The 25,835-nt window shown below is 57.7% G+C and carries 37 protein-coding genes and 1 tRNA gene; 23 read left to right on the forward strand and 15 right to left on the reverse strand.

The annotated features are described in order from the left end of the window. Window positions 1-195 precede the first annotated feature (195 nt). From V0R60_RS24260 to V0R60_RS24270, 3 genes are read left to right on the forward strand one after another with little or no spacing between them, the layout of a single operon-like run. Window positions 196-765 carry an SPOR domain-containing protein gene (locus V0R60_RS24260; protein WP_136475510.1) on the forward strand — a complete coding sequence of 190 codons (570 nt, stop codon included), beginning with the start codon at window positions 196-198 and terminating at the stop codon, window positions 763-765. Between the two features lie 53 nt (window positions 766-818). Beyond that, complete coding sequence (locus V0R60_RS24265) at window positions 819-1,010, forward strand: hypothetical protein (protein WP_330079490.1); 192 nt, start codon at window positions 819-821, stop codon at window positions 1,008-1,010. 12 nt (window positions 1,011-1,022) lie between these two features. Next, window positions 1,023-1,448: a bifunctional (p)ppGpp synthetase/guanosine-3',5'-bis(diphosphate) 3'-pyrophosphohydrolase gene (locus V0R60_RS24270; protein WP_136475512.1), complete on the forward strand. Its 426-nt coding sequence runs from the start codon at window positions 1,023-1,025 to the stop codon at window positions 1,446-1,448. A gap of 3 nt (window positions 1,449-1,451) precedes the next feature. On the opposite strand, the gene V0R60_RS24275 is transcribed toward V0R60_RS24270, so the two are convergent. The 3 genes from V0R60_RS24275 to V0R60_RS24285 form a co-directional block, all read right to left on the reverse strand. Beyond that, complete coding sequence (locus V0R60_RS24275) at window positions 1,452-2,144, reverse strand: endonuclease I family protein (RefSeq protein ID WP_330079491.1); 693 nt, start codon at window positions 2,142-2,144, stop codon at window positions 1,452-1,454. A 6-nt stretch (window positions 2,145-2,150) separates the two neighbouring features. Next, the gene (locus V0R60_RS24280; RefSeq protein WP_136475514.1) at window positions 2,151-2,441 is read right to left on the reverse strand and encodes a DUF1654 domain-containing protein; all 291 of its coding nucleotides are present in this window, start codon (window positions 2,439-2,441) and stop codon (window positions 2,151-2,153) included. Window positions 2,442-2,585: 144 nt separating this feature from the next. Continuing rightward, a complete protein-coding gene (locus V0R60_RS24285) occupies window positions 2,586-3,674 on the reverse strand; it encodes an asparaginase (protein WP_136475515.1) in 1,089 nt (362 codons plus the stop codon). Between the two features lie 335 nt (window positions 3,675-4,009). On the opposite strand from V0R60_RS24285, the gene V0R60_RS24290 reads away from it, so the two are divergent. From V0R60_RS24290 to V0R60_RS24320, 7 genes are all read left to right on the forward strand, one after another. Continuing rightward, a complete protein-coding gene (locus V0R60_RS24290; RefSeq protein ID WP_136475516.1) occupies window positions 4,010-4,966 on the forward strand; it encodes a sugar ABC transporter substrate-binding protein in 957 nt (318 codons plus the stop codon). Between the two features lie 46 nt (window positions 4,967-5,012). Then, the gene (locus V0R60_RS24295) at window positions 5,013-6,563 is read left to right on the forward strand and encodes a sugar ABC transporter ATP-binding protein (protein ID WP_330079492.1); all 1,551 of its coding nucleotides are present in this window, start codon (window positions 5,013-5,015) and stop codon (window positions 6,561-6,563) included. Further along, window positions 6,560-7,549: an ABC transporter permease gene (locus V0R60_RS24300; protein ID WP_330079493.1), complete on the forward strand. Its 990-nt coding sequence runs from the start codon at window positions 6,560-6,562 to the stop codon at window positions 7,547-7,549. Before V0R60_RS24295 ends, V0R60_RS24300 begins: the two co-directional genes overlap by 4 nt. A 3-nt stretch (window positions 7,550-7,552) precedes the next feature. Continuing rightward, complete coding sequence (locus V0R60_RS24305; protein WP_136475519.1) at window positions 7,553-8,575, forward strand: LacI family DNA-binding transcriptional regulator; 1,023 nt, start codon at window positions 7,553-7,555, stop codon at window positions 8,573-8,575. 13 nt (window positions 8,576-8,588) lie between these two features. Continuing rightward, window positions 8,589-9,497 carry a ribokinase gene (gene rbsK / locus V0R60_RS24310; RefSeq protein WP_330079494.1) on the forward strand — a complete coding sequence of 303 codons (909 nt, stop codon included), beginning with the start codon at window positions 8,589-8,591 and terminating at the stop codon, window positions 9,495-9,497. After that, window positions 9,494-9,898 (forward strand): D-ribose pyranase, encoded by a 405-nt coding sequence (rbsD, locus tag V0R60_RS24315; RefSeq protein WP_330079495.1) that lies wholly within the window; start codon window positions 9,494-9,496, stop codon window positions 9,896-9,898. Before rbsK ends, rbsD begins: the two co-directional genes overlap by 4 nt. Window positions 9,899-9,960: 62 nt before the next feature. Next, the gene (locus V0R60_RS24320) at window positions 9,961-10,935 is read left to right on the forward strand and encodes a nucleoside hydrolase (protein WP_136475522.1); all 975 of its coding nucleotides are present in this window, start codon (window positions 9,961-9,963) and stop codon (window positions 10,933-10,935) included. On the opposite strand, the gene V0R60_RS24325 is transcribed toward V0R60_RS24320, so the two are convergent. Continuing rightward, window positions 10,907-11,113, reverse strand: coding sequence for a hypothetical protein (locus tag V0R60_RS24325; protein WP_136475523.1), 207 nt, complete (start codon window positions 11,111-11,113; stop codon window positions 10,907-10,909). The genes V0R60_RS24320 and V0R60_RS24325 overlap by 29 nt on opposite strands. Window positions 11,114-11,302: 189 nt before the next feature. On the opposite strand from V0R60_RS24325, the gene V0R60_RS24330 reads away from it, so the two are divergent. Continuing rightward, entirely contained in the window at window positions 11,303-11,605 is a 303-nt protein-coding gene (locus V0R60_RS24330) for a hypothetical protein (RefSeq protein ID WP_136475524.1), read from the forward strand. A gap of 144 nt (window positions 11,606-11,749) precedes the next feature. Further along, on the forward strand, window positions 11,750-12,061 hold the full coding sequence (locus tag V0R60_RS24335; protein ID WP_136475525.1) for an I78 family peptidase inhibitor: 312 nt from the start codon (window positions 11,750-11,752) through the stop codon (window positions 12,059-12,061). Between the two features lie 64 nt (window positions 12,062-12,125). Here the strand turns inward: V0R60_RS24335 and V0R60_RS24340 are convergent, their stop codons facing one another. Further along, complete coding sequence (locus V0R60_RS24340) at window positions 12,126-12,338, reverse strand: cold-shock protein (RefSeq protein ID WP_003179963.1); 213 nt, start codon at window positions 12,336-12,338, stop codon at window positions 12,126-12,128. A gap of 159 nt (window positions 12,339-12,497) precedes the next feature. After that, window positions 12,498-12,794: a hypothetical protein gene (locus tag V0R60_RS24345; protein WP_136475526.1), complete on the reverse strand. Its 297-nt coding sequence runs from the start codon at window positions 12,792-12,794 to the stop codon at window positions 12,498-12,500. A 326-nt stretch (window positions 12,795-13,120) separates the two neighbouring features. Here V0R60_RS24345 and thrS point away from each other — a divergent pair, with 326 nt between their 5' ends. The 9 genes from thrS to V0R60_RS24390 all read left to right on the forward strand — a co-directional run bounded on the left by thrS (window position 13,121) and on the right by V0R60_RS24390 (window position 20,591). Continuing rightward, window positions 13,121-15,043 (forward strand): threonine--tRNA ligase, encoded by a 1,923-nt coding sequence (thrS, locus tag V0R60_RS24350; RefSeq protein WP_330079496.1) that lies wholly within the window; start codon window positions 13,121-13,123, stop codon window positions 15,041-15,043. Continuing rightward, window positions 15,043-15,594: a translation initiation factor IF-3 gene (gene infC / locus V0R60_RS24355; RefSeq protein ID WP_178084210.1), complete on the forward strand. Its 552-nt coding sequence runs from the start codon at window positions 15,043-15,045 to the stop codon at window positions 15,592-15,594. The genes thrS and infC overlap by 1 nt, the downstream gene beginning before the upstream one ends. A 60-nt stretch (window positions 15,595-15,654) precedes the next feature. Further along, the gene (rpmI, locus tag V0R60_RS24360; protein ID WP_002553160.1) at window positions 15,655-15,849 is read left to right on the forward strand and encodes a 50S ribosomal protein L35; all 195 of its coding nucleotides are present in this window, start codon (window positions 15,655-15,657) and stop codon (window positions 15,847-15,849) included. Between the two features lie 29 nt (window positions 15,850-15,878). Beyond that, complete coding sequence (rplT, locus tag V0R60_RS24365; RefSeq protein ID WP_010222414.1) at window positions 15,879-16,235, forward strand: 50S ribosomal protein L20; 357 nt, start codon at window positions 15,879-15,881, stop codon at window positions 16,233-16,235. A gap of 102 nt (window positions 16,236-16,337) precedes the next feature. Continuing rightward, entirely contained in the window at window positions 16,338-17,354 is a 1,017-nt protein-coding gene (gene pheS, locus V0R60_RS24370; protein WP_028941672.1) for a phenylalanine--tRNA ligase subunit alpha, read from the forward strand. A gap of 36 nt (window positions 17,355-17,390) precedes the next feature. After that, entirely contained in the window at window positions 17,391-19,766 is a 2,376-nt protein-coding gene (gene pheT, locus V0R60_RS24375) for a phenylalanine--tRNA ligase subunit beta (RefSeq protein ID WP_330079497.1), read from the forward strand. 3 nt (window positions 19,767-19,769) lie between these two features. After that, on the forward strand, window positions 19,770-20,072 hold the full coding sequence (gene ihfA / locus V0R60_RS24380) for an integration host factor subunit alpha (RefSeq protein WP_002553164.1): 303 nt from the start codon (window positions 19,770-19,772) through the stop codon (window positions 20,070-20,072). Further along, window positions 20,053-20,409 (forward strand): MerR family transcriptional regulator, encoded by a 357-nt coding sequence (locus tag V0R60_RS24385; protein WP_010222411.1) that lies wholly within the window; start codon window positions 20,053-20,055, stop codon window positions 20,407-20,409. Before ihfA ends, V0R60_RS24385 begins: the two co-directional genes overlap by 20 nt. A 105-nt stretch (window positions 20,410-20,514) precedes the next feature. After that, window positions 20,515-20,591, forward strand: a tRNA-Pro gene (locus tag V0R60_RS24390). Between the two features lie 90 nt (window positions 20,592-20,681). Here the strand turns inward: V0R60_RS24390 and V0R60_RS24395 are convergent. From V0R60_RS24395 to V0R60_RS24405, 3 genes are read right to left on the reverse strand one after another with little or no spacing between them, the layout of a single operon-like run. Further along, window positions 20,682-21,788, reverse strand: a complete 1,107-nt coding sequence (locus V0R60_RS24395; protein WP_330079498.1) for a phage integrase Arm DNA-binding domain-containing protein — start codon at window positions 21,786-21,788, stop codon at window positions 20,682-20,684. Then, the gene (locus V0R60_RS24400) at window positions 21,788-22,000 is read right to left on the reverse strand and encodes a hypothetical protein (protein ID WP_330079499.1); all 213 of its coding nucleotides are present in this window, start codon (window positions 21,998-22,000) and stop codon (window positions 21,788-21,790) included. The genes V0R60_RS24395 and V0R60_RS24400 overlap by 1 nt, the downstream gene beginning before the upstream one ends. A gap of 42 nt (window positions 22,001-22,042) precedes the next feature. Next, window positions 22,043-22,399 carry a hypothetical protein gene (locus V0R60_RS24405; protein WP_330079500.1) on the reverse strand — a complete coding sequence of 119 codons (357 nt, stop codon included), beginning with the start codon at window positions 22,397-22,399 and terminating at the stop codon, window positions 22,043-22,045. A gap of 68 nt (window positions 22,400-22,467) precedes the next feature. Here V0R60_RS24405 and V0R60_RS24410 point away from each other — a divergent pair, with 68 nt between their 5' ends. Next, window positions 22,468-22,653: a hypothetical protein gene (locus V0R60_RS24410; RefSeq protein ID WP_330079501.1), complete on the forward strand. Its 186-nt coding sequence runs from the start codon at window positions 22,468-22,470 to the stop codon at window positions 22,651-22,653. A 16-nt stretch (window positions 22,654-22,669) separates the two neighbouring features. Here the strand turns inward: V0R60_RS24410 and V0R60_RS24415 are convergent, their stop codons facing one another. From V0R60_RS24415 to V0R60_RS24435, 5 genes are all read right to left on the reverse strand, one after another. Then, entirely contained in the window at window positions 22,670-22,954 is a 285-nt protein-coding gene (locus V0R60_RS24415) for a hypothetical protein (RefSeq protein WP_330079502.1), read from the reverse strand. Between the two features lie 61 nt (window positions 22,955-23,015). Beyond that, window positions 23,016-23,387, reverse strand: coding sequence for a phage protein NinX family protein (locus V0R60_RS24420; protein ID WP_330079503.1), 372 nt, complete (start codon window positions 23,385-23,387; stop codon window positions 23,016-23,018). Next, complete coding sequence (locus V0R60_RS24425; protein ID WP_330079504.1) at window positions 23,384-23,779, reverse strand: hypothetical protein; 396 nt, start codon at window positions 23,777-23,779, stop codon at window positions 23,384-23,386. The genes V0R60_RS24420 and V0R60_RS24425 overlap by 4 nt, the downstream gene beginning before the upstream one ends. After that, entirely contained in the window at window positions 23,776-24,045 is a 270-nt protein-coding gene (locus V0R60_RS24430) for a hypothetical protein (protein WP_330079505.1), read from the reverse strand. Before V0R60_RS24430 ends, V0R60_RS24425 begins: the two co-directional genes overlap by 4 nt. Beyond that, complete coding sequence (locus V0R60_RS24435) at window positions 24,042-24,335, reverse strand: hypothetical protein (RefSeq protein WP_330079506.1); 294 nt, start codon at window positions 24,333-24,335, stop codon at window positions 24,042-24,044. Before V0R60_RS24435 ends, V0R60_RS24430 begins: the two co-directional genes overlap by 4 nt. 167 nt (window positions 24,336-24,502) lie before the next feature. Between V0R60_RS24435 and V0R60_RS24440 the strand changes: the two genes are divergently transcribed. Next, a complete protein-coding gene (locus V0R60_RS24440) occupies window positions 24,503-24,964 on the forward strand; it encodes a hypothetical protein (protein ID WP_330079507.1) in 462 nt (153 codons plus the stop codon). On the opposite strand, the gene V0R60_RS24445 is transcribed toward V0R60_RS24440, so the two are convergent. Next, complete coding sequence (locus V0R60_RS24445) at window positions 24,961-25,830, reverse strand: adenine nucleotide alpha hydrolase family protein (RefSeq protein ID WP_330079508.1); 870 nt, start codon at window positions 25,828-25,830, stop codon at window positions 24,961-24,963. The genes V0R60_RS24440 and V0R60_RS24445 overlap by 4 nt on opposite strands. Between the last annotated feature and the right edge of the window lie 5 nt (window positions 25,831-25,835).

Raw genomic sequence — 25,835 nt, forward strand, 5'->3', positions numbered from 1 at the left:
ACATAGCTCAGTTGGTTAGAGCACCACCTTGACATGGTGGGGGTCGTTGGTTCGAGTCCAATTGTGCCTACCAAATCTCGACAAGAAGGGCGATCCGAAAGGATCGCCCTTTTTGCTTTCATCAGGCCGCCGATTGTAACCTTTGGCCTTGCCGCCAATGTTAAAATCCGCCGCTTGTATCCAGGAGATAAACGCGTGCGCAAAGTGGCGATGGTAATGGCAGTTCTGGCTCTGGCCGGCTGCGAAAATGCAGTCGAAGGCGTGCACAAGCAGATTGCCGAGCAGTTGCCCAACCCCAAGACGGCCAAGTTCGGCAACGTGCGAATCGACAAACAGGGTACCATCTGCGGTCAGGTGCGCAGTAAAGACGACGCCGGAACTTTTTTGCCCTACCGCAGCTATGTGGCTTTCAAGCAAACCGAGGGCTACGAGATCGTTCTCGCCGACAAGGGTAGCAACCTGCGCATTCGCGAAGCCTGTGGTGGCGCCGAGCTGCAGCGCAGCGCCGAAGCCGTGGCAGACAAGCCTGCGCCTGAAGGTTGGGACGTCGAAATCGTCCAGGGTGCGAACATGGGTGCCTTGAGCGACATGACTGCCCGCCTGATCGAAAAGCAGATCCCTTCGTCAGTGGTGTACCGCGACGGCAAGCCAGTGGTTTTGCTGGGTCCGTTCCCGAGCAAGGCTGAAGCCCAAGCGCGGCAGGCTGATGTAATGGCACGTCTGGGCACCGACTCGATCGTTATCCAGCACGACGCACCACGCTAGCCACAGCCTTCCCGGGCCCCGTACACTCACAGCTCTACGCAAGGAGAGCTGTGATGAAGGAATCGTCCCCCGCCATAACCCTGCAACCTGTCGAATCGACTGCAGGCGCCGACAAACAACCGGCGCTCACGCTTTACCTGCGCCATGACTTTGATGTCGAAGGACAATTGCTTGACTATGCTATGCATGAGGACTGGCTGAACAACGTCCACAGTAAGGCGCGCCATAAGCCGCGCGAGCATTGAGCAGGAGGGCTTATGTCTACGCTGGAGCGGGCAATTGCGGTGGCAGCGAGGGCGCATGAGGGGCAGCAGGACAAAGGCGGTGCTGCCTATATTCTGCATCCGCTGCGGGTCATGTTGCAGGTCTCGACAGTCGAGCAACGCATTGTCGCGGTGCTACACGATGTGCTCGAGGATTCTTCGATGACGTTGCCGGACCTTGCTCGCGAAGGCTTTACTCTCAAGATCCTCGCCGCGGTGCAGGCACTGAGTCGTCGAGATGAGGAAAGCTATGAGGCTTTCGTTATCCGCGTAGGCGACGACCCGTTGGCGCGCGTAGTGAAACTTGCTGATCTTGCCGACAACAGTGATCTATCACGCATTGCCTCTCCCAGCCCCGAAGACCTGGCTCGTCTGGCTCGTTACCATCAGGCCAGCGCCTATTTGCAGGCGCTGGCCTGATGCTCAACCGCAAGCGCTGAGGTTTACCGGGCCGACGAACTCATTGCCGTGTCCCATCACGCAGGCCACTCGCTGATTGCGCTGGCGTTCCCAGGGTTGCGGCGGGTAGGTCTTGTTCCAGGCTTCATAGAGTTGGCGGTCTTGCTTGGACAGTTTGAGGCTGTACTGCTTGCTCATATAAAAGTAGGTGCGCGCGATCATCCCGCGAATCGATGGCCGCGGCATGACCTTCTTGGCCTTGAAATCCACTTGGGTCAGGCATGATCCATATTGTCCGCGTTGTTCGGGCAGCCAGCCGAAGCTGAAGTTGCTGCGATCGCCGTTTACCTCACCAATACTTGGTACCAGATTGTGCAGGTCGGCCTCGGCACGCTGGAACACTTTGTCATTGCGTGTGCAGTTCTTGCGCCCGCCACTTTGCCAGCACTGGCGCTGGTGGCCGATCTGCCAGGCAGGAACGATATGCTCCCATTCGATGCGCGAGGCGCGGTTGGCATTCTTGCGCGGAATGTACCCGCACGCGGCGAGGTCGACCCTGTTGCCGTTGTATTTGCAGCCACAGTAGAACTCGGTGGACTGCGGTGCGTATAAGCGCCAGGCAATTTTTTTGGCTTCGCTGAAAGTGCGGGGTGCGTCGGCGTGGGCATTGGTGAAGCTGAACAGTAGGCAAGCGACTGCAAAAAACGAAACTCTCATGCGGGTTCAATCTTCCTTTGGCACAACCCAGAAAATCTGCACGCCACCGTCATCGCGGTAGGCGAGGGTGACGTTGTCGTTCTCAGCGATTTCCTCAAGCAGGGTCGCCCAATCGTCGGGGGATTCATGCTCCAGGCGAAAGATCAGTGCGGCTCGCGCTTTCTGTGCGGTCGGTGCGTTGATGATTTTCTGGATGCGGATGCCCAGTTGCTCGTAACTGCTGGCAGGGGCGGAAGTGGTGGCCACGAAACGTTCCTTATTTAGCTGTATGTGCGTACAGTATTTTACTGTAAGCAATTTCGCAACAGCTCGTCAGTAAAAGAGCGCATGAGACCGCAAACCGCGCACTTTGCTGCGGTCTGTTTAAAGTATTTATGCATAGGGTTGGTGGGGGAGTGCTTGCCCCGTCCTACAGGAGGGGCAAGCGCTTGGAAGCGAAACTCAGTACTCCCAGAAAATCCGCTGCAGCTCTTTGCTGTCCTGGGTCTTGGTCAAGGCGACCATTGCCAGAATCCGGGCTTTCTGTGGGTTGAGGTCGTGGGCTACCACCCAGTCGTTCTTGTCGTCAGGCTGTTCGGCGTTGCGCAATACGAAGCCGCCGGCGTTCACATGCGAGGAGCGAATGATTTGCACGCCTTCCTTGCGTAGCTCTTGCAGTGCAGGCACCACGCGGGAAGATACTGAGCCGTTGCCGGTGCCGGCATGGATGATTGCTTTAGCGCCACCCTGTGCCAGCGCTTTGTAAGCGGTGTCAGTAACGTTGCCGTAACCATAGGCGATGTCTACCGCAGGCAGGCTGCTGATTTTCTTGATATCGAATTCGGAATCCACGGTGTGACGCTTGGCTGGCAGGCGGAACCAATAAGATTTGCCTTCAACCACCATGCCAAGTGGGCCCCATGGACTCTTGAATGCTTCGGTCTTGATGTTGACGGTCTTGCTGACGTCACGGCCCGACTGGATTTCGTCGTTCATGGTGACCAGCACGCCTTTACCGCGCGACTCTTTGTTGCTGGCTACGGCTACGGCGTTGTAGAGGTTGAGCATACCGTCGGCAGACATGGCCGTACCGGGGCGCATGGAGCCGACAACGACGATTGGCTTGTCGGTTTTTTCTACCAGGTTGAGGAAGTAGGCAGTCTCTTCCAGGGTATCGGTACCGTGGGTGATGACGATGCCGTCGACATCTTTACTGTCGGCAAGCTCGGCGACGCGCTTACCCAGTTGCAGCAGGTTGTCGTTGCTGATGCTTTCGGAGGCGATCTGCATCACCTGTTCGCCGCGCACATTGGCAAGGTTTGCCAGCTCCGGAACACCGGCAATCAGCTTGTCCACGCCCAGCTTGGCGGCTTGGTAAGTCGCGCTGTTGGCGGCGCTGGCGCCGGCACCTGCGATGGTGCCCCCGGTGGCGAGAATGACCACATTGGCCAGTTTCTGTTGGTTCTCGACTTCTTTGGCGTTGACGCCTGCGGGCAGTAACAGCAGCAGGGCCAATGCCCCTGGAACGAAGGAGTTAAGCGCAGCTTTCATTATTGATCTCTCTTATGAGTGGAGTTCGCTGTGTAACTCGCAGGAGGGAGCAGAAAGCGGGCCAAGTCTGCCGTTCGTCGGATTAAGCGATCAACTAACTGATATATCTAGTTTTTTTGAAAGAAAAAGGAGTCCATGAGGGTTTTTCCTGTTCGATAAACCGAATGTTCCATTTTTGGGGGTTCGGTTTTCCGAGCATTTTGATGATAATTCTTACGGGCAACTTCCAAGGCATTGACGGTAGCGAATTTGACAAAGTCTGGTTGCATTCCCATAGTGAGTTAACGCAAACGTTTGCGACCCGATAAATAACTATAAGATTCGGAGTGAATTCAATGAAGCTGCCGTTCGCAGGACGCCTTTTGGCGCTCGCCGTAATGTCTTCGCTGTCCCTGGCAATGCCTCTTTCCTCGGCCATGGCGCAGGAGAAGCCCAAGGTTGCGCTGGTCATGAAGTCCCTTGCCAATGAGTTCTTCCTCACCATGGAAGACGGAGCCAAGGCCTACCAGAAGGAGCACGCCAGTGAATTTGATCTTGTGTCCAACGGCATCAAGGATGAGACCGACTCAGGCAATCAGATTCGCATTGTCGAACAGATGATCGTTTCTGGAGTCAATGCCCTGGTTATCGCACCTGCCGATTCCAAGGCGCTCGTACCTGTGGTCAAGAAAGCCATGGACGCGGGCATCACCGTGGTCAACATCGACAACCGCCTCGACCCTGAAATCCTCAAGAGCAAAAACCTCAACGTCCCTTTTGTTGGTCCTGACAACCGCAAGGGCGCACGTCTGGTGGGCGAGTACTTGGCCAAGGAAAAGCTCAAGGCTGGCGAGGAAGTCGGCATCATCGAAGGTGTCTCGACCACTACCAATGCTCAGCAGCGCACCGCTGGTTTCAAGGAGGCGATGGAGGCGGCGCAAATCAAGGTCGTTTCGGTGCAGTCGGGCGATTGGGAAATTGCCAAGGGCAATGCCGTTGCGGCCTCCATGCTAAATGCCCACCCTGAAATCAAAGCGCTGCTGGCTGGCAACGACAGCATGGCGTTAGGCGCGGTTTCGGCGGTACGGGCAGCGGGCAAGGCTGGCCAGGTGCAAGTCGTCGGCTACGACAATATCAACGCCATCAAGCCTATGCTCAAGGATGGTCGGGTGCTTGCGACCGCTGATCAGTACGCGGCCAAACAGGCAGTGTTCGGTATTGAAGCCGCGTTGAAGATGCTCAAGGGCGAAAAGCCAGAAGTAGATGCTGACAACGTCATCCAGACCCCAGTCGAGCTGATCACCCACAAGTAGTCGCACTGCAAGCGCCTGCCTATGGCAGGCGTCAGGAGAACAGCTAATGTCAGCGACTGCGCAGGTAGTGCTTTCGGTCAGTGCAATAGGCAAAACCTACGCTCAGCCGGTGCTGGGCGATGTCAGCCTGAGCCTGCGTCGAGGTGAAGTGCTGGCCCTCACTGGCGAGAATGGCGCGGGCAAAAGTACTTTGTCGAAAATCATCGGTGGTCTGGAAACGCCCAGCACCGGGTACATGAGCTATCAAGGCCAGCCTTATCTGCCCGGCAGTCGCGCCGCCGCCGAGCGTCTGGGCGTGCGCATGGTCATGCAGGAGCTCAATCTGCTGCCGACGCTGAGCGTGGCCGAGAACCTGTTTCTCGACAACCTGCCTAGCCGTGCCGGTTGGATCAGCCGCAAGCGTCTGCACCAAATGGCTCAGGCTGCGATGGCACAAGTCGGCTTGGATGCTATCGATCCAGATACCCCGGTTGGCGAGTTGGGTATCGGCCATCAGCAAATGGTGGAAATTGCCCGCAACCTGATCGGTGAATGCCGCGTGCTCATTTTCGATGAGCCCACCGCCATGCTCACCGCGCGCGAGGTCGAGTTGCTGTTCACTCAGATCGATCGCCTGCAGCAACGGGGCGTGGCCATCGTTTACATCTCTCATCGCCTCGAAGAGCTCAAGCGAATCGCTCAGCGGATTGCCGTGCTGCGCGATGGTCGGCTGGTATGCCTCGAGCCGATGGCACGTTACAGCAGCGGCGAACTGGTCAACCTGATGGTGGGACGTGAATTGGCCGAGCATATCGACCTGGGCCAGCGCCACATCGGTGCATCGCTGCTCAAGGTCAGCGGCCTGGGTAGAGCTGACAAAGTCCGCGACGTGTCTTTCGAGGTGCGCAGTGGCGAAATTTTTGGCATTTCAGGGCTGATCGGTGCAGGTCGTACCGAATTACTACGTTTGATCTATGGTGCCGACCGCGCCGACATTGGCACTATCGAGGTGGGCAATCCTTTGCGTGCCGTGCAAATAAGTTCGCCCGCATCGGCCGTGCGCGAAGGCATTGTCTTGATTACCGAAGACCGTAAAGGCGAGGGGTTGCTGCTGTCGCAGTCAATCAGCAGCAATATTGCCTTGGGCAACATGCCGGCGATTTCCCGGGCGGGAATACTTGATCGCAATGCCGAGCATGACTTGGCGCAGCGTCAGATCGCCGCCATGCGCATCCGTAGCTCTGGTCCGGGACAGCTGGTGGGTGAGTTGTCGGGGGGAAACCAGCAGAAGGTGGTGATTGGTCGCTGGCTGGAACGTGATTGCTCGGTGCTGTTGTTTGACGAGCCTACCCGCGGCATCGACGTCGGTGCCAAATTCGATATCTACGGCTTGCTGGCTGACCTGGCGCGCCAGGGTAAGGCATTGGTGGTGGTTTCCAGTGACCTGCGTGAGTTGATGCTGATCTGCGACCGTATCGGTGTGCTCAGTGCCGGACGGCTTGTCGATACCTTCGAGCGCGAAACCTGGACTCAGGATCAATTACTGGCCGCGGCCTTTGCCGGCTATCAGAAACGTGATGCGCTGCTGCATGAGGCAGCGCCCAGGACAGACACATGAAGACCACGCCATTGGATACCGCGCCTCCTGGCAAACGTAGCGGTAGTTATTACGGCCTGGGCACATACTTGGGGTTGGCCGGTGCGTTGCTGGCGATGATTGTGCTGTTTTCGTTCCTGAGCAGCCACTTTCTCTCCCACGCTACCTTCAGCACATTGGCCAACCAGATTCCCGATTTGATGGTGCTGGCGGTTGGCATGACCTTCGTGCTGATCATTGGCGGCATCGATCTATCGGTCGGATCGGTATTGGCCCTGGCAGCCTCGGCAGTCAGTGTCGCCATGCTGGGGTGGGGCTGGAGCGTGCTGCCGGCTGCGTTGCTGGGTATGGCCGTGGCAGCGCTGACAGGGAGTATCACCGGTTCAATTACAGTCGCCTGGCGTATTCCATCCTTTATCGTTTCCCTGGGCGTACTGGAAATGGCCAGGGGCCTGGCCTACCAATTGACCGATTCGCGTACCGCCTATATTGGCGACGCTTTCGCTTGGCTCTCCAATCCTTGGGCGTTCGGAATATCACCGTCGTTCATCATCGCCTTGCTGGTGATCGTCGTTGCCCAGCTGGTACTGACGCGCACGGTGTTCGGGCGCTACCTGATAGGCATCGGCACCAATGAAGAGGCCGTACGCCTGGCCGGCATCGACCCGCGCCCCTACAAGGTCCTGGTGTTTTCGCTGATGGGCTTGCTGGCCGGCCTTGCCGCTCTGTTCCAGATTTCCCGCCTGGAGGCCGCAGACCCCAATGCTGGCTCTGGCCTTGAGCTTCAGGTCATTGCCGCTGTGGTGATCGGCGGGACCAGTTTGATGGGCGGGCGCGGCTCAGTGATCAGCACGTTCTTTGGCGTATTGATTATCTCTGTGCTGGCCGCAGGCCTGGCCCAGATCGGCGCATCGGAGCCAACCAAACGCATTATTACCGGGGCGGTAATCGTTATCGCCGTGGTCCTCGACACCTATCGTAGCCGGCGCAGTAGCCGGCGGAACTGACTCATGGCAACTATCAAAGATGTCGCGGCGCTGGCGGGTATTTCCTATACCACAGTGTCCCATGTACTGAATAAAACCCGACCGGTCAGCGAGCCTGTACGCCTCAAAGTCGAGGCGGCCATCGCTGAGCTCGACTACGTGCCCAGTGCGGTGGCTCGTTCGCTGAAGGCGCGCAGCACGGCGACGATTGGCTTGTTGGTGCCCAATAGCGTCAACCCGTATTTTGCCGAGCTTGCCCGCGGTATCGAGGATGCCTGCGAGCGAAACGGCTATTGCGTGATTCTGTGCAACTCTGACGACAACCCGCAAAAACAACGCAGCTACCTGCGCGTGTTGCTGGAGAAGCGCATCGATGGCCTGATTGTGGCGTCCGTGGGCGAAGACAGCGACTTGCAAGGTAGCCTGGCCAACGTGCGCACGCCGATGGTTATCGTCGACCGCGAGCTGGAGGGGGTTGAAGCAGATCTGGTGCGTATCGACCACGAGTTGGGTGCTTATCTGGCCACTCGCCATTTGCTGGAGCTGGGGCATCGCGACATTGCCTGTATCGGCGGCCCGGCCAGCACCAGTACGGCGCAGTTGCGTCTGGCCGGGTTTCAGCGCGCGTTGGCCGAGGCAGAAGTTAAGGTGAATGACGAGCATGTCGTCAGCAGTGATTTCACTAGCCTGGGAGGCTACGCGGCGGCTGCGCAACTGCTCGATGGGCGCCGGCCTACGGCGATTTTTGCTGGCAACGACATGATCGGCATCGGTGTGCTGCGTGCTGCAGCAGAACGCAATATTTGTGTGCCCGGTGAGCTCTCGGTCATTGGCTTCGATGACATCCAGTTGAGTCGCTATGTCTTCCCAGCGCTCACCACTGTGGGGCAATCGATTCGTGAGCTGGGCGAGAGCGCGGCTTCACTGTTGTTGTCGCGCATTGCCCAGCCTTTGCGGGGCGAGCCGGAGCAACGCATCGTTGAGCCCAAGATCGTGTTGCGTGAGTCCACGGCACCCCGCCCAGACCTCTTCAATGATTACCGCTGAGGTCGGAGCGCCTATGCACGCCAAAGTGGTGGTGGTTGGAAGTCTCAATATGGACCTGGTGGCCCGCGCCGAGCGGTTGCCGCGCGCTGGCGAAACCCTGGCGGGTGAATCCTTTGCTACCGTGCCGGGTGGCAAGGGCGCCAATCAGGCGGTGGCGGCCGCTCGACTGGGTGCTTCGGTTGCGATGATCGGCAATGTTGGTGACGACGCCTATGGCCAGCAACTGCGCCAGGCCCTGCTCGATGAGCAGGTCGATTGTCGCGCAGTGGCGGTGTGCTCCGGTGTTTCCAGCGGGCTGGCATTGATTGTGGTGGATGCCAGTAGCCAGAACGCCATCGTTATCATCCCGGGGGGCAATGGTCAGTTGCAGCCACAATCGGTGCAGGCTTTCGATGACTTGCTGCTGGATGCCGAAGTCATCATCTGCCAACTGGAAGTGCCCTCGCAAACAGTGGCCTACACCCTTGAGCGTGGCCGTGAACTGGGTAAAACAGTGATTCTCAACCCTGCGCCGTGCACGGGCCCCTTACCGCCGAGTTGGTACGCTTCAATCGATTACCTGATTCCCAATGAAAGCGAAGCGCAGGCGCTGACCGGCCTGCCGGTAACCGATCTGGCCAGCGCGGAATTTGCGGCCAGTCACCTGCGCAAACGTGGGGTAAAAAACGTGATCATCACGCTGGGTGCCCAAGGGGCGTTGTTCGCCAGTGCCCAAGGGGTGCAGCACTTTGCAGCGCCGACAGTGCAACCAGTGGATACCACGGCGGCTGGTGACACGTTTGTGGGTGGTTTCGCCGCTGCACTAGCGCGTGGAGTGGAGGAGGATGAGGCGATTGCGTTTGGTCAGCGTGCCGCAGCCCTGTCGGTAACCCGTGCCGGCGCCCAGCCTTCAATTCCTTATCTGGGCGAGGTGCAGCCATGAAAAAGACGCCGCTGCTCAACATTGCTTTGTCGCGGCTCATCGCCTCGCTGGGGCACGGCGATATTCTGGTCATTGGTGATGCCGGTTTGCCAGTGCCACCCGGTGTCGAGCTGATCGATCTTGCGTTGACCCCAGGCACTCCAGATTTTGCCAGTGTCCTGCGTGCGGTATTGTGCGAGATGCAGGTGGAGAGCCATGTGCTCGCCGATGAAATGTTCGCAGCCAATCCACCTGCCTTGATCACCGTTGAGCAATGTCATGCCCGTGCTCAGCTCGGTGCGAGAACTCGACTCAGTCATGCCGAGTTCAAGCAGCTTTGCTGCGGCGCTCGCGCAATGGTGCGTAGCGGGGAGTGCCAGTCCTATAGCAATATCGCTTTGATTGCCGGCGTCACATTTTAACGCTTAATGAATTCGTTGACTTGCTTCACGCCGCTAGACGTTAACCACAAGGAGTTCTATTGATGTCCATTTTGTCGGAAGGTGCAGGGCACACTGCGCCCATCGATTTGATCATCGATACCGACCCGGGTGCTGACGATGTGGTGGCCTTGCTGTTGGCCATGGCTTCACCTGAAGAACTGAACATTCACGCTATAACGACGGTTGCTGGCAACGTGCGCCTGGAAAAGACCTCGCGCAATGCAAGGTTGGCCAGGGAGTGGGGAGGGCGAGAGGACATTGCCATTTACGCAGGTGCGACCAGGCCATTGCTTCGCACGCCGATCTACGCCGCTGATATCCATGGCGAGGAGGGTTTGCCGGGTGTTGCCGTACATGAGCCCACTCAAGGCTTGGCCACAGGCAGTGCAATTGAATACTTGGTCCAGACGTTGAGTAACGCCGAACCCCACAGCATGACCGTGGCTATGCTCGGCCCGCAAACCAATCTGGCGCTGGCCCTGATCCAGGCCCCGGAGATAGTCCAAGGCATCAAGGAAGTGATTGTAATGGGAGGGGCCCATTTCAATGGTGGCAACATCACGCCTGTGGCTGAATTCAATCTGTTTGCCGATCCGGAGGCCGCTGAAGTGGTGCTGAGCAGCGGGGTCAAGTTGACCTATCTGCCACTGGATGTGACCCATAGGGTGCTGACCAGTGATGCACGGCTCAAACAGTTGGCGGCGGTCGACAATCAGGCCGGCAAGCGGGTGGTGGGCATTCTTGATGCCTACGTCAGGGCCGATATGCAGCGCTACGGCGTTGAGGGTGGCCCCGTGCACGACGCCAGCGTGATCGCCTACCTGATCAAACCGGCGTTGTTCAGCGGGCGACGGATTTACATGCAGGTGGACAGCCGCGAAGGCATGACCTATGGCCAGACAATTGCAGACTGGCACGGCGTCCTTGCGCAGCCGGCCAATGTCATGTGGATCGACAGTGCAGATGCTCAGGGCTTTTTTGATCTGCTCAGTACACGGCTTGCACGTCTGGAGTAGTGTGCGAGTAGCGTTCGAACACCTGGTCGACGAAACTGCGCGCGGCCTCATTGCCCAGGTCTTTGACCAATAGGTCAATGGCAATCAGCATCAGTTCCTCAGCGCTGGCGGGGCTATAGGCGCTTTGGCCTTCGGCCCACTTGACCTTGATGTCGGCATCGATGATGTGGCTTGTCATGAGCATTTCCAAAAAATAACTGCGCGCTGTGGGTTCAAATGCCGGGCCCTGGCGTTTGAAGAGGGAGGCGTGACTGCTCTCCGCCCAAGGTTGCAGTAGAGCATGTCCAGCGTGCTCAAGGCACTGCGACTTAGGCATAAGCGCGGGGGCGTGGCAAACTAACGGTTTTCAGCTTGGCGGAACAGTGCTGTGCAGATCGATTTGAGCAACCCCGAACAGTTCACCATCGAGACGGTACGCTACATGCTTGCTGCCGGTAGCAATGCGGTACACAACCAGTTGCGGGTCAGCCGCGATGGCATTGCCTGGCTGTCACAGGTTGTAGGTGGACGTGATCTGGATGGCCTGGCCTTTCGTCTGGAAACCTGGGCGGCCGGTTCAGGCTGCGTGGGGGAGCAGGCGGCAGCAGATGAGCGCTGGGTGTTGCAGGTGTTCAACGTTTTGAGCAGCAACTGGCCAAAACCGGCGAGTGATTACATTGACCTGTACTGAGTGCCAAGGCACTTTGTGCAAAATTCCGTGACGATTAGGTTTTTACCTGAGCGCGCTGGCTCAGGCAGACTTGACGGGTTTTGCAACGAAAAATCAGCGAGGCTGTCACAGAGGCAGCAGCATTCCGTTTTTTAAGGAGGATTCATGTTCCGTGCATCACTGATGAGCCTGGTAGCAGTTGCCGTATTGGCCGGTTGCAGTACTGGCGGTTCGTCGTCCAAGACCCCGGAGGCTGCGGTGGCGAACAACGACGGCCGCTGTCAGGCAAGCGGCGCCGAATTCGCCGTCGGCAAGCAAGCAACGCCAGCTTTGGTCGAGCAAGCGCGCAAGGCCAGCGGATCGCAAATGGCACATGCGCTTGGCCCGAATGATGTCATGACCATGGACTACCGCTCCGAGCGCCTGAATTTGCACACCAATGCCCAGGGTGTGGTTATCAGCGTTAACTGCGGCTGATTTCGGTTTCCCGCAGGCACAAAAAAACCCGTCACGTGGACGGGTTTTTTTATTCGGTCAGAGCTTACTCTGGACGAACTTGTGCAGCCTGCATGCCCTTCTGGCCTTTTTCGGCAACGAAGGAAACGGTCTGGCCTTCTTTCAGGCTTTTGAAACCGTCAGATTCGATAGCCTTGAAGTGAACGAACAGGTCGTCGCCGCCACCTTGTGGAGTGATGAAGCCGAAGCCTTTCTCATCGTTGAACCATTTTACGGTGCCGGTTTGGCGATTAGACATGGGTGTATCTCCAGGAAACATGATTTTCGGTAGTGCGGTGTTGCCGAGGCCAACAGGGTGCACGCGACCATCATAGTATAAATATGGGCTTGTAGCCCCTTTTACCTTCGCAGATTGCTGATCTGGAGCAATTTAGCGATGGATTATCCGGCCAAAGGCCTATTTTTTCGGGCCGCAGACCGCTGCGACTTTTTCTTGCGCGCGCTTCATTACGCTTGCATCTACGCCATCCTGCAGGGTGTCGAGGTCCTTGATCTCTTCATCGCTAAGGTTTTTTTCGAGCACGTCTCCGGCGCATTTGCAGTGCATTTGGGCTTTGTCCTGGGTCAGGCCTTGCTTCTGTGCCTGAGCCACACAGGATGCCTGGTAATCGGCAGGTAGCTGGCCGGCATTGGCGCCCATCGGCAGTAACAGGGCAGAAGCAGCCGCCAGGGCCAGAAAAGACGGAAGTCGCATAGCCAAACACTCCTTGGGGTCTAGTTTCACAAGAGTAGGTCGCTTCAGAAACTCTGAGCGGAAAATTTCCCCTCAAGTTCCCCTCAGTCGCCGCTAAGCTTTGTGCTAGCATGCCTAGCTTGAAATTGCCGCCAGCTTTTACCTACGGCTTGTGGCTTGCAATTCTCTTTTTATTCCAGTCACTCTGGTTCGTTCCCTGACAGGCTTTCGGGCTTCTGCCACTGTGAGGCAGGCTTTGCTTGTGCAAAGACAGGGGCGGATCTTGTACTGGCTCATCCCAACCCACGTGACCTTTGGTAGGGGTCACCACTAGGAGAGGAGGCGCCATGCCCATCATTACTCTTCCCGATGGCAGTCAACGTTCGTTCGACAAGGCCGTGTCCGTAGCCGAAGTCGCCGCATCCATTGGTGCAGGCTTGGCCAAGGCCACCGTAGCCGGCAAGGTCGACGGCAAGCTGGTAGATGCCAGTGATCTGATCGAACACGACGCCAAGCTGCAAATCATTACACCCAAGGACGAAGAGGGGCTGGAGATTATCCGTCACTCGTGCGCCCACCTGGTTGGCCACGCAGTCAAGCAGTTGTACCCGACCGCCAAAATGGTTATCGGTCCGGTCATCGACGAAGGCTTCTACTACGACATCGCCTACGAACGTCCTTTCACGCCTGAAGACATGGCTGCCATCGAGCAGCGTATGCAGCAGCTGATCGACACCGACTACGATGTCATCAAAAAAGTTACCCCGCGCGCCGAGGTAATCGAGGTCTTCAAGGCTCGCGGTGAGGACTACAAACTGCGCCTGGTCGAAGACATGCCGGATGAACAGGCCATGGGCCTGTACTACCACGAAGAATATGTCGACATGTGCCGCGGTCCGCACGTGCCGAACACCCGCTTCCTCAAGTCGTTCAAGCTGACCAAGCTGTCCGGTGCCTACTGGCGCGGCGATGCCAAGAACGAGCAGTTGCAGCGCGTCTATGGCACTGCCTGGGCCGACAAAAAGCAGCTGGCTGCCTACATTCAGCGCATCGAAGAAGCGGAAAAACGCGATCACCGTAAAATCGGCAAGCGCCTGGGGCTGTTCCACCTTCAGGAAGAAGCGCCGGGCATGGTGTTCTGGCACCCTAACGGTTGGACGCTGTACCAGGTGCTCGAGCAGTACATGCGCAAGGTGCAACGCGACAACGGCTACCTCGAGATCAAGACCCCGCAGGTTGTCGACCGTTCGTTGTGGGAGAAGTCTGGTCACTGGGCCAACTACGCCGACAATATGTTCACCACTCAGTCGGAAAACCGCGACTACGCCATCAAGCCGATGAACTGCCCTTGCCACGTGCAGGTGTTCAATCAGGGCCTGAAGAGCTACCGCGAGTTGCCCCTGCGTCTGGCCGAATTCGGTGCTTGCCACCGCAACGAGCCGTCGGGTGCCCTGCATGGCATCATGCGCGTGCGTGGCTTTACCCAGGACGATGCGCACATCTTCTGCACTGAAGAACAGATGCAGTCTGAATCTGCGGCGTTCATCAAGCTGACCATGGATGTCTACGCCGACTTCGGCTTTACCGACGTGGTGATGAAGCTTTCCACTCGCCCTGAAAAGCGTGTCGGCTCTGATGAACTCTGGGATCGCGCCGAAGCGGCGTTGGCGTCCGCGCTTGACAGCGCTGGTCTGCCATATGACCTGCAGCCGGGCGAAGGCGCGTTCTACGGCCCGAAAATTGAATTCTCGCTCAAGGATTGCCTCGGTCGTGTCTGGCAGTGTGGTACCCTGCAGCTCGACTTCAACCTGCCGATTCGCCTGGGCGCAGAGTTCGTATCCGAAGATAACGGCCGCAAGCATCCCGTCATGTTGCACCGTGCCATCCTCGGTTCGTTCGAGCGCTTCGTCGGAATTCTGATCGAGCACTACGAAGGTGCGTTCCCGGCCTGGCTGGCGCCAACTCAGGCGGTGGTGATGAATATCACCGACAAACAAGCCGAATTTGCTCAACAAGTGGAAAAAACTCTGGCCGAAAGCGGTTTCCGTGCCAAGTCCGACTTGAGAAATGAGAAAATTGGCTTTAAGATCCGCGAGTATACCTTGCTCAAGGTTCCTTATCTCCTAGTTATCGGGGATCGGGAAGTCGAAACGCAAACTGTCGCTGTGCGTACCCGTGAAGGTGCTGACCTGGGCTCAATGCCCGTCGCCGAGTTCGCGGACTTGCTCGCGCAAGCGGTTTCCCGGCGTGGTCGCCAAGATTCGGAGTAATTATTATTAAGCGTGATATGAGACAAGACAAACGAGCTGTACCGAAGGCCCCGATCAACGAGAATATCTCGGCACTCGAGGTTCGGTTAATTGGCGTTGACGGCGAGCAGTTGGGCATCGTCTCGATTGGTGAAGCGCTTCGTATCGCTGAAGAAGCGAAGCTGGATCTGGTAGAAATTTCTGCTGATGCCGTACCTCCTGTCTGCAAAGTCATGGATTACGGCAAGAGCCTGTTCGAAAAGAAGAAGCAACAGGCCGCGGCGAAGAAGAACCAGAAAGTCATCCAGATCAAAGAAATCAAGTTTCGTCCAGGGACGGAGGAAGGGGATTACCAGGTAAAACTACGCAACCTGGTACGTTTCCTTAGTGATGGGGACAAGACCAAAATCTCTCTGAGATTCCGTGGTCGTGAGATGGCCCACCAGGAGCTGGGTATGGAACTGTTGAAGCGGATCGAAGCTGATCTGGCCGAATACGGAACCGTCGAACAGCATCCGAAGATGGAAGGACGCCAGCTTTTGATGGTCATCGCCCCCAAGAAAAAGAAATAACCACCAGGGCACGGCAGGCCTTGCGGTTATGTTTATCAACTGAATGCGGAGTATCCGAACATGCCAAAAATGAAAACCAAAAGCGGTGCAGCCAAGCGTTTCTTGAAAACGGCTAACGGCATCAAGCACAAACACGCTTTCAAGAGCCACATCCTGACCAAAATGTCGACCAAGCGTAAGCGTCAACTTCGTGGTAGCAGCTTGCTGCACCCGTCGGACGTGGCAAAAGTCGAGCGCATGCTGCGCCTTCGTTAATTTTTGGTTCTAGATAGAGGAAGTTACTCATGGCTCGTGTAAAGCGTGGCGTCATCGCTCGTAAGCGTCACAAGAAAATTCTGAAACTGGCTAAAGGCTACTACGGCGCACGCTCGCGCGTATTCCGTGTTGCCAAGCAAGCGGTCATCAAGGCAGGCCAATACGCCTACCGCGACCGTCGTCAGAAAAAACGTCAGTTCCGCGCTCTGTGGATCGCTCGTATCAACGCTGGTGCGCGTATCAACGGTCTGTCCTACAGCCGCCTGATCGCTGGCCTGAAAAAAGCGTCGATCGAAATCGACCGTAAGGTTCTGGCTGATCTGGCAGTGAACGAAAAAGCGGCGTTTGCTGCGATTGTCGAGAAAGCTAAAGCCTCGCTGGCTTAAGTACCCCGACAATCACCCGGCGTCATTTCCGGCGCCAGGTGTTAACGTCTTAATAGGGGAAGAGCCTGCGCTCTTCCCCTATTTTGTATCTGGAGTCTGTACATGGAAAACCTGGACGCGCTGGTCTCCCAAGCCCTGGAGGCCGTGGAACGCGCTGAAGACATCAATGCCCTGGAACAGATCCGGGTTCAATTCCTTGGCAAGAAAGGCGAACTGACTCAGGTGATGAAGACCCTGGGCAACATGCCTGCCGAAGAGCGGCCGAAAGTTGGCGCGCTGATCAACGACGCCAAGGAACGCGTCACCGAGGTGCTCAACGCGCGCAAGGCTGCTTTCGAAGAGGCCGAACTCAGCGCTCGTCTGGCTGCCGAATGCATTGATGTGACCCTGCCGGGCCGTGGCCAGACCTCAGGCGGTCTGCATCCAATCACCCGCACGCTGGAGCGCATCGAGCAGTTCTTCACCCACATCGGCTACGGCATTGCCGAAGGCCCTGAGGTCGAAGACGACTACCACAACTTCGAAGCGCTCAATATTCCCGGCCACCACCCGGCTCGGGCAATGCATGACACCTTCTACTTCAATGCCAACATGCTGCTGCGTACCCACACCTCGCCGGTGCAGGTGCGGACCATGGAGTCCAGCCAGCCGCCAATCCGCATTGTTTGCCCAGGTCGCGTTTATCGCTGCGACTCGGACCTGACCCACTCGCCGATGTTTCACCAGGTCGAAGGCCTGCTGATTGATCGCGACATCAATTTCGCCGATCTCAAAGGCACCATCGAAGAGTTCCTGCGGGTGTTCTTCGAAAAGGAACTGGCGGTACGCTTCCGTCCGTCCTTCTTCCCCTTCACCGAGCCTTCGGCTGAAGTCGACATCCAGTGCGTAATGTGCAGCGGTAAAGGTTGCCGCGTGTGCAAGCAGACCGGTTGGCTGGAAGTCATGGGTTGCGGCATGGTTCACCCGAACGTGCTGCGCATGTCCGGCATTGATCCGGAAGAGTTCCAGGGCTTCGCCTTCGGCATGGGTGCCGAGCGTCTGGCCATGCTGCGTTACGGCGTCAACGATTTGCGCCTGTTCTTCGACAACGACTTGCGGTTCCTTGCGCAATTTCGCTAGGTCGCGCACCCGTAACGAATCTTTCAGGAGAGCAGGATGAAATTCAGTGAAAAATGGCTGCGCGGTTGGGTAAACCCGCAGGTATCCCGCGACGAGCTGGTTGCTCGTCTTTCGATGGCCGGCCTTGAAGTCGACAGCGTAACGCCGGCTGCCGGTCAGTTCAGTGGCATCATCGTCGGTGAGGTGCTGAGCACCGAACAACATCCCGACGCTGACAAGTTGCGTGTTTGCCAGGTCAGCAGCGGCAGCGAGACCTTCCAGGTGGTGTGTGGCGCGCCTAACGTGCGCCCTGGCTTGAAAGTCCCATTTGCCATGATCGGTGCCGAACTGCCAGGTGACTTCAAAATCAAGAAGGCCAAGTTGCGTGGCGTTGAGTCCAACGGCATGCTGTGCTCGGCTGCAGAACTGCAGATCAGCGAAGAAAACGACGGACTGTTGGAACTGGCTGCTGATGCACCGGTGGGCGAAGACATTCGCGTGTACCTGGACTTGGACGACGCCAGCATCGAGATCGGCTTGACCCCTAACCGGGGCGACTGCCTGTCGGTGGCGGGTCTGGCGCGTGACGTAGGTGCCTTGTACGACGTGCCGGTCACTCGCCTGGCCGTGCCGGCCGTTGCCGCCGTCCATGATGAAGTGCGTCCGGTTGAAGTTCTGGCACCTGCTGCCTGCCCACGCTACCTGGGCCGTGTTATCCGCAATGTCGACTTGTCGCGCCCAACCCCGTTGTGGATGGTTGAGCGTCTGCGTCGCTCCGACGTACGCAGCATCGACGCTGCTGTGGACATCACCAACTATGTGATGCTCGAATTGGGCCAGCCGATGCACGCCTTCGATCTCGCCGAAATCAACGGCGGCATCCGTGTGCGCATGGCCGAGGAGGGCGAGAAGCTCGTTCTGCTCGATGGTCAGGAAGTGGCGCTGCGTAGCGATACCCTGGTTATTGCCGATCATTCTCGCGCCCTGGCCATTGCCGGCGTCATGGGTGGCGAGCACAGCGGTGTATCCGACACCACCCGTGACATCTTCCTTGAAAGCGCTTTCTTCGAACCGATCTCCGTGGCTGGTAAGGCGCGCTCATACGGCCTGCACACTGATGCATCGCACCGCTACGAGCGTGGCGTCGACTCGCAACTGGCGCGCGAAGCCATCGAGCGTGCGACGGCGCTGCTGTTGGAGATTGTCGGCGGCGAAGCCGGTCCTGTGGTCGATGTCACCAGCGAAGCGCACTTGCCGAAAGTTGCGCCGATCACCCTGCGCGCCGAACGCTTGAGCCAAATGCTGGGCATGGAAATGGCAAGTACTGAGGTCGAGCAGCTGCTCAACGGTCTGGGCCTTGAAACCACCGCTGGAGAAGGGCAGTGGCAGGTAGAAGTACCAAGCCACCGCTTCGACATCAGCCTGGAAGTCGACCTGATCGAAGAGCTGGCCCGTTTGTACGGCTACAACCGTCTACCGGTTCGTTATCCGCAAGCACGCCTGGCCCCGCAAGCCAAGGCTGAAGCGCGTGGTGAACTGCCAGCCTTGCGGCGTTTGCTGGTTGCACGCGGCTATCAGGAGGCGATCACCTACAGCTTCATCGATCCGAAACTGTTCGAGCTGTTCACGCCAGGTGTGGAACCACTGCTGTTGGCCAATCCAATCTCCAGCGATATGGCGGCTATGCGCGCTTCGTTGTGGCCTGGCCTGGTCAAGTCGCTGCAGCACAACCTCAATCGTCAGCAGGATCGTGTGCGTCTATTTGAGAGCGGCCTGCGTTTCGTTGGCCAGTTGGGTGACCTCAAACAGGAGCCTATGCTCGCGGGTGTGGTTTGCGGTAGCCGCCTTCCGGAAGGCTGGGCGAACGGTCGCGACACCATCGACTTCTTCGATGTGAAAGCCGACGTTGAAGCTGTGCTGGGCTTCTCTGGCTCACTTGCCGAATTCAGTTTCGTTCCTGGCAAGCACCCTGCGTTGCACCCAGGGCAAACTGCTCGCATTGAACGAGATGGTCATGAAGTAGGTTACTTGGGCGCTATCCACCCAGAGCTTGCCAAGACCCTGGGTCTTGATCGTCCGGTATTCGTCTTCGAGCTGGTACTGGGTGAAGTGGTCGATGGCCGTTTACCTAAATTCAGCGAGCTGTCGAAATTCCCGGAAGTACGGCGTGACCTGGCCTTGGTTGCAGGACATGATGTTGCTTCGAGCTCGGTGCTTGAAGTAATTCGTGACAATGCAGGTGAATGGCTTACAGACCTCAGGCTGTTTGATGTTTATCAGGGTAAAGGTATTGATCCTGATAGAAAAAGCCTTGCCGTAGGCTTGACCTGGCAGCATCCGTCGCGCACTCTTAATGACGAAGAGGTGAATACCGCGACACAAAACATCCTCACCTCGCTCGAACAAAGGTTGAACACCACGTTAAGGAAATAGCGTATGGGTGCTCTGACGAAAGCTGAGATGGCCGAACGGCTGTACGAGGAGCTGGGCCTGAACAAGCGTGAAGCCAAGGAATTGGTTGAGCTGTTCTTTGAGGAAATCAGGCACGCTCTAGAAGACAACGAGCAGGTCAAATTGTCCGGATTCGGCAATTTTGACCTGCGTGACAAGCGCCAGCGGCCGGGCCGCAACCCCAAGACGGGGGAAGAGATCCCGATCACGGCGCGTCGAGTCGTCACCTTTCGTCCAGGGCAGAAGTTGAAAGCCCGAGTTGAGGCCTATGCTGGAACCAAGTCATAACGACGAGCTTCCGCCGATTCCAGGCAAACGCTACTTCACCATTGGTGAAGTAAGCGAGCTTTGTGCGGTTAAACCGCACGTGCTCCGCTACTGGGAGCAGGAGTTCCCGCAACTCAACCCGGTGAAGCGCCGCGGCAATCGACGGTACTATCAGCGCCAGGATGTGCTGATGATCCGCCAGATCCGCGCGCTGCTGTACGACCAGGGCTTCACCATCGGCGGGGCGCGCTTGCGCCTCTCTGGCGATGAAGCCAAGGACGACACCACCCAGTACAAGCAGCTGATTCGGCAGATGATTGTCGAACTGGAAGATGTTTTGGTGGTGCTGAAGAAGTAGTCTGAATCGGGCCGAGGATTGTGGAAAAAATGCTTCCATAATTCAAAAGGTTAGGGTACATTCTTCAACGTTCTCAGCAACTAGGGGAACTGCTTCAAGCCCAGTCGGGGCGTAGCGCAGCCCGGTAGCGCACTTGCATGGGGTGCAAGGGGTCGAGTGTTCGAATCACTCCGTCCCGACCATTATTTACTGAGTAAAATCAGGCACTTAAGCCGGTTATCTAAACCGGCTTTTTTGTGTCCGCGCAAAACATGCGCAAAACTCGCGCAAAACTACCCGGCGAAATCGCCGATATCCAGGTCAGCTTCGACCTCGGACCACACCACATCTTCGTGCCCTTTCTGGTAGTTCCTGGTCATGCCTTCGGTAGCATGCCCGGCGATCTTCTGCCCGTCTTTGCCTGCTCGTTTGTACAGGTGAAGCGATAGGGCGCGCACTTCATGAAACCCCGGCATCTCTTCCTCTTTGAGGTCGTTGTAGCAGCCGGCGGCATCCCTCGCATCCTTGAAGGCACGGGTGAGAAACCTCTCGTCCACCTTCGTCCAGTGATCCTTTCCTTCGCGTTTCTTCTTTCTTTCCGGCCGGCGGTGTACCAGATACGGCGACAGGATGTCGTCCCGGCACCTGGTCAGCACTTCGCCCAGTTGGTCGGTGATCTTGATTTTCAGCCAACCCGCGTCCGATGCCTTCTCGGTCTTGCTCTGGACCACGTACAAGAACCCCTCTCGCGCGTCTTCGAACTTCATGTTGAGGATGTCGCCGCGGCGCTGTGCGGTTATCAGTGCCAAGTCGATCGCGTTCTGTAGCCAGCGCGGGGACTTCTCGCGGATGGCCTTGAGGCCTTCGACGGTGTGCCGCTTACGCTGTTTCTTCTCGATTTTGGGGATGGTGCTGGCTGCTGGGTTGTCCGGGCACAAGCCCTTCGCTGCGGCGTGGTTGAACACATCGATGAGGATCGCCCGGGCTTGGTTGCTGGCGCGGGCAGTAAGTGGCTCCAAGAACTCGGCGACCATGCGGACGGTGATCTGGTCCACTGGCCGCTCGCCGAGGGCAGCTCTGACTTGCTTGAACCTGACTGCGTAAAGATCGAGCGTTGCCTTTGCCAGCTCCCGTGGGGGAAGCACATCCCGCTCGTAGGTGTCCAGGAACTCGGCGATGGTGACCGTGGTTTCGCCTAGGACAGCAGCCACTAGGTCGCCGCCGCGCAGGAAGGTGGTATTCAATTGCGAGGCGGCGTCGATAGCCTTGCCGCGATCATTACCGAACTGGAACCACTTGCCGTCCGTTGGGCGCCGGTAGCGGTAAGTGCCCCGGCGCGCATCGAAGTAGAGGTTCTGGGGAAGGCCTTTGTTGGCCTTGTTCCTTGGTCGAGGAACCATTACGCAGCTCCTTTCAGCACCATGTCGACCAGTGCGTTGCCGGTGGTCCGCTGATAGGCGGCCCAGTCAACGTACCAGATATTGCCGATACGCTCGCCGGGCAGCTTGCGGTCGCGCAGGTAATTGCGAATGGCCTGTGCGCACAGCGGGGTGCCGTTCTCACCCCATTTTCGGCGCTGAAACACGCTGATCTTGATCAGTTCTTTTTTCATGATTGTCTCCACGCCGCGCATGGCGGCAGAGGTGGGGAGGGATTAGGCGGCCTTCTGTGCGCGGGCTGCTGAGCGTCGACGGCCCATCAGCACTTGCAGGCGGTAGGCCTTAAAGCGGCGACCATCACCGGCCTCGATCTCAGGGGCCAGGCTGGACAGGTCTTCCTCAAGCATGCCGAAATAGTAGAGGTGCTCGCCGTCGCCGCACCACTCGGGCTGCGTGGTCGCCCAGTCACGGGCTTGAACGCAGGGCATGCAGGTCTTGAAACTTTCCATCGAGCCTTCCCAGCAGCCAGACACCAGTTGGTATTGCTGGCCAGGCTCGATATGCCCACGGCACTCGCAGCAGGCATGGCGCTTCCTGGCCACGGGTTCGGTTGTGGTCTGAAAATCAGACATGGTTTCTCCTCGCCCGCGCATATCGGCGGGCTTGTGTGATTTAATCGGGGTTCAATAGGAGGAACGATATGGCCAAGGAAACTAGAAAGCCGTGGGGCTATGCAGCAGTCACCCTGATACCAACTGGTGTCGGGTTTGCCTTCAGTGGGCTGATGACAGACCAGCCTGCATTCATCTACAGCGGTCTTGGCTTGGCCATACCGGGGGCATTGCTTGCCGCGACGCATTTCTGGGCTGTGTGCCGGCGGGCTTGAGTTGTAAGGTGAGGGGTTAGGCGCCCTTGAACGGGACGACGTTTTCGAGTTCGCGTTTCACGCCACCAGCGTCGCGAAAGGCCTTCCATTCGGCATGGTGCGCGGCGCAGTAATGCACGTCAGGCGCTACCTCGGTCGAGCAGTAGCCGCACAGGTTGCGGTCACAGGTCTTGCCGTCGCCGACGGGGTAGTCGCACAGGTTGGCGGCCACATCGCCGCAGCTGGAGCAGTGAGGGCCGAGGTCGCCGCAGATGTGACCTCGCGGCTTCCGGTCTTTGTCGTAGAGCGTGTAACAGCTCACGGCCTCGGCCCCTTCCAGATCATCCAGGCCATGTAGAACGGGGTGGCGATGGGTAGGAGGATCATGGCAGCAGCTCCTTCGGCACCTGGACGGTTTCGCCAAGCCTGGCAGTAACGATGGCGCGGCAGGCGGCGATGAGCGTGGATTCGCCAGCCCCGGCAGCATCCGTCAAGCCATGCAGCTTGGCGTACACCACTGGGCCTGATCGCAATATCTCGGCCTGGAGGCGGTCAATCAGCGGACCGCCCATCAACCAATCAGCGCTTGGCTTGTAGCGTACCGGGAACATCCCTTCTTGCAGGATGAACACCCGAGTAGGCACGCCATACTGCGCCGATACCACTGATGGGTTCAGGCCCATGGCCATCGCCACCGACCAGTTCAGCGCCTCGCTGGCCAGGTCGGCTGTCTTCACCTCGGTCAGGTCGGTCACGCTCGGTCCTCCTTTCGCCGCTCAACATCGATTTGGTCGTAGAGGGCATCCACTCGCTTCTGCTTGCGATTGATCGCTTCGGAACGATTCAGGTGCTCCTTCATGGCTTTACTGTAGGGCTCAATCTTCTCGATGAGCCTCAGCCGCTCATGAGGGCATGTTGATTCATTGAACTGCTTGGCCAGCCGATCGCGTTCACCGAAGTCCAAGTGATCGAGAGCGCGATTCTCTTTCTCCATTTCGGCCAGCACTTCCGCCGATTGCCGCTTCCAGCGCAGGTACAGAACATCGCTTTTCTTGGGCTTGATGAAGAAATGCTGTGACCTGATCCATTCCACCAGGTCTTCCTTGGTCATTTCGTCGAGGACATCTTTCCGGGCGGCTTTGCTCACAGCTCATACCTCTCATCAATCCAGCGCCCAGGCGCCAGTGCGGGTGTAGGTTCAGATTCGGTTTCGTGCGGGGAGAGGTTGCGCTCGGTGCCGGCCGCTTGCGGTAGCCAGACTTTCACGCAGCTGATTGCGTTATTTCCCAGGGAGTTCATGGCGTAGCAGACTACGCCGCGAGGCTTGTCCTCGAAGGACCAGACGCCGGACGGGAGATCGCCTGCGCTGGCGCCAGTGGCCAACAGCAGGAGGCAGAGGGCGAGGCGGGTCATGACTGCACCTCGCCGCTGTAGCGCTCGAAGCCTTCGCCATACTCATGGCAATAGGTTGCCGGCCAGCACCCCCGAGTGCCCTCGGGCACCATGTTGTACATGCAGTCGTAGGTACCACGACCTGGCGTCGTCTTGATCCATACGTGGATCGGCCCACCAAGTGCCCAGCCTGGGTACTGCTTGATGGCGGCGGCCATGAACGCATCGAGGTCGTGATGCCCCTTACTCATGACGATGTAGGTATCTTCGCCAACGCTCTGCACGTCGAGCGGATGCTGTTTTGCAGGCATGCAGGTTCCTTGGCCGCCATATCGCGGCAGTGAATAGAGGGGAGAGGGGGTTAGGGTTGAGTGGAGTACAAATGTGCTCCTTGAGAGGCTTAAGGAATATGTAGTTGCCTGGATTAGTCCAGAACTGCAAAATCCCGCTCCGCCTTAACCGAACAGGAGTTTCTCGCTTGGTAACGATACCTACTGACAGCCTGCCAAAATGTCTCGCGATTCTGGGCTTGGTAATGATTTTTGGTAGTTACTACTACTGGTGGCCTCTCAAGGTTGAGGCAGACACTGACTATGTTGAGATGCGGTACCAAACGGATAAGTACCGGGAGTCATATCGCGAGATGGCTGAGTCCACGAACAAAGCGATTAAGCTTATCAACAGTGTCGGGGGTGACCGATCTAAGCTTGATGACGTTCAAATGGACTTCATCAAAAAGCAGTTGGATATTGCTACGCCGGCCTCTAAAAAGACCGAGCAAACCATGAAAGAGATGGAGAAGCCCCTTAAGCTTGCCGCCGCAAGATATGAAAGATTTGTGCTAGCCAGCTGGGTTTTTGGCGCTGTTTTTGTGCTGGGTCTTCTGTGTTCTTGCGGTGGTTTCTACATGTGGGGTAAGTCTGCGTTCACCAAACCCTAATCACCGCAGAAGCAGTCGATATCTTCAGCCAGGTAGTCGAAATCGAAATCCGTCTGCCTGGCGCGCTGGTCTGCTGACCAGGCCAGCGACTGGTAATTGGGCCGGTCCCGCCGGAACACCTGACCGAACCGCTCTTCGGTGCCAGACCACCAGATCACCCTGGCCGGGTCTTCCTGAATGGTCCTGATCAGCTTGGCCTCGTTCTTCTTCCAGCACAGGTCGCAGTTGCCGTAGTCTGAATCCATGCCCAGGTCGAATGGCTGTGCGGCCCAGAAAGCCGCCACGTCCTCTTTGATGACGCCGGCGACGTAGGATGGGCAGGCGCTGTCCCAGCGGGCATTGCCGCGTTCGTTGGCTGTCATCATCCGGCTGTATCGGCGGGGCTCGTCGTAGCGGATGCCGACGATGCAATCCCACTCGTCATAGCCCAGGGCGCGCATGTGCTTCTCGCCGATCTTTACCTTCAGGTAGGCAGTGCACATGTTGTTGCTGAAGTTCGGCAGCACGGCCGGCAGGTTCTTTTCGGCCTTCCGGTATGCCTGGTAGTACTCCAGCATCATGGTGAAGGGCTCTCCGTTGCGGCTGGCCGTCTCGAAGTCGACGATCTTGTACCAAGGCGCGTCGTCCGGCTGGCCGTACACCCTGCACCATTCCATCCAGACGATGTTGACGCCCCAGTGCTTGGCCATGGCGTCGATGAATACCAGTGTTTCCTCGCGCTCTTTGCCGGTGTTCTGGAAGAAGGCGTGCACATCTGCCGGGAGCTTGCCGCCGTGGGCCTCAAGGATTTTCCAGAGCATGTGCCCGCTGGTGCGGCCGCCACTGACGCCGATCTGCGCCGGACCAGTGATCTGGTAGGGGGTCATGGGCA

The organism is Pseudomonas auratipiscis (assembly GCF_036324085.1).
GTDB lineage: Bacteria > Pseudomonadota > Gammaproteobacteria > Pseudomonadales > Pseudomonadaceae > Aquipseudomonas > Aquipseudomonas auratipiscis.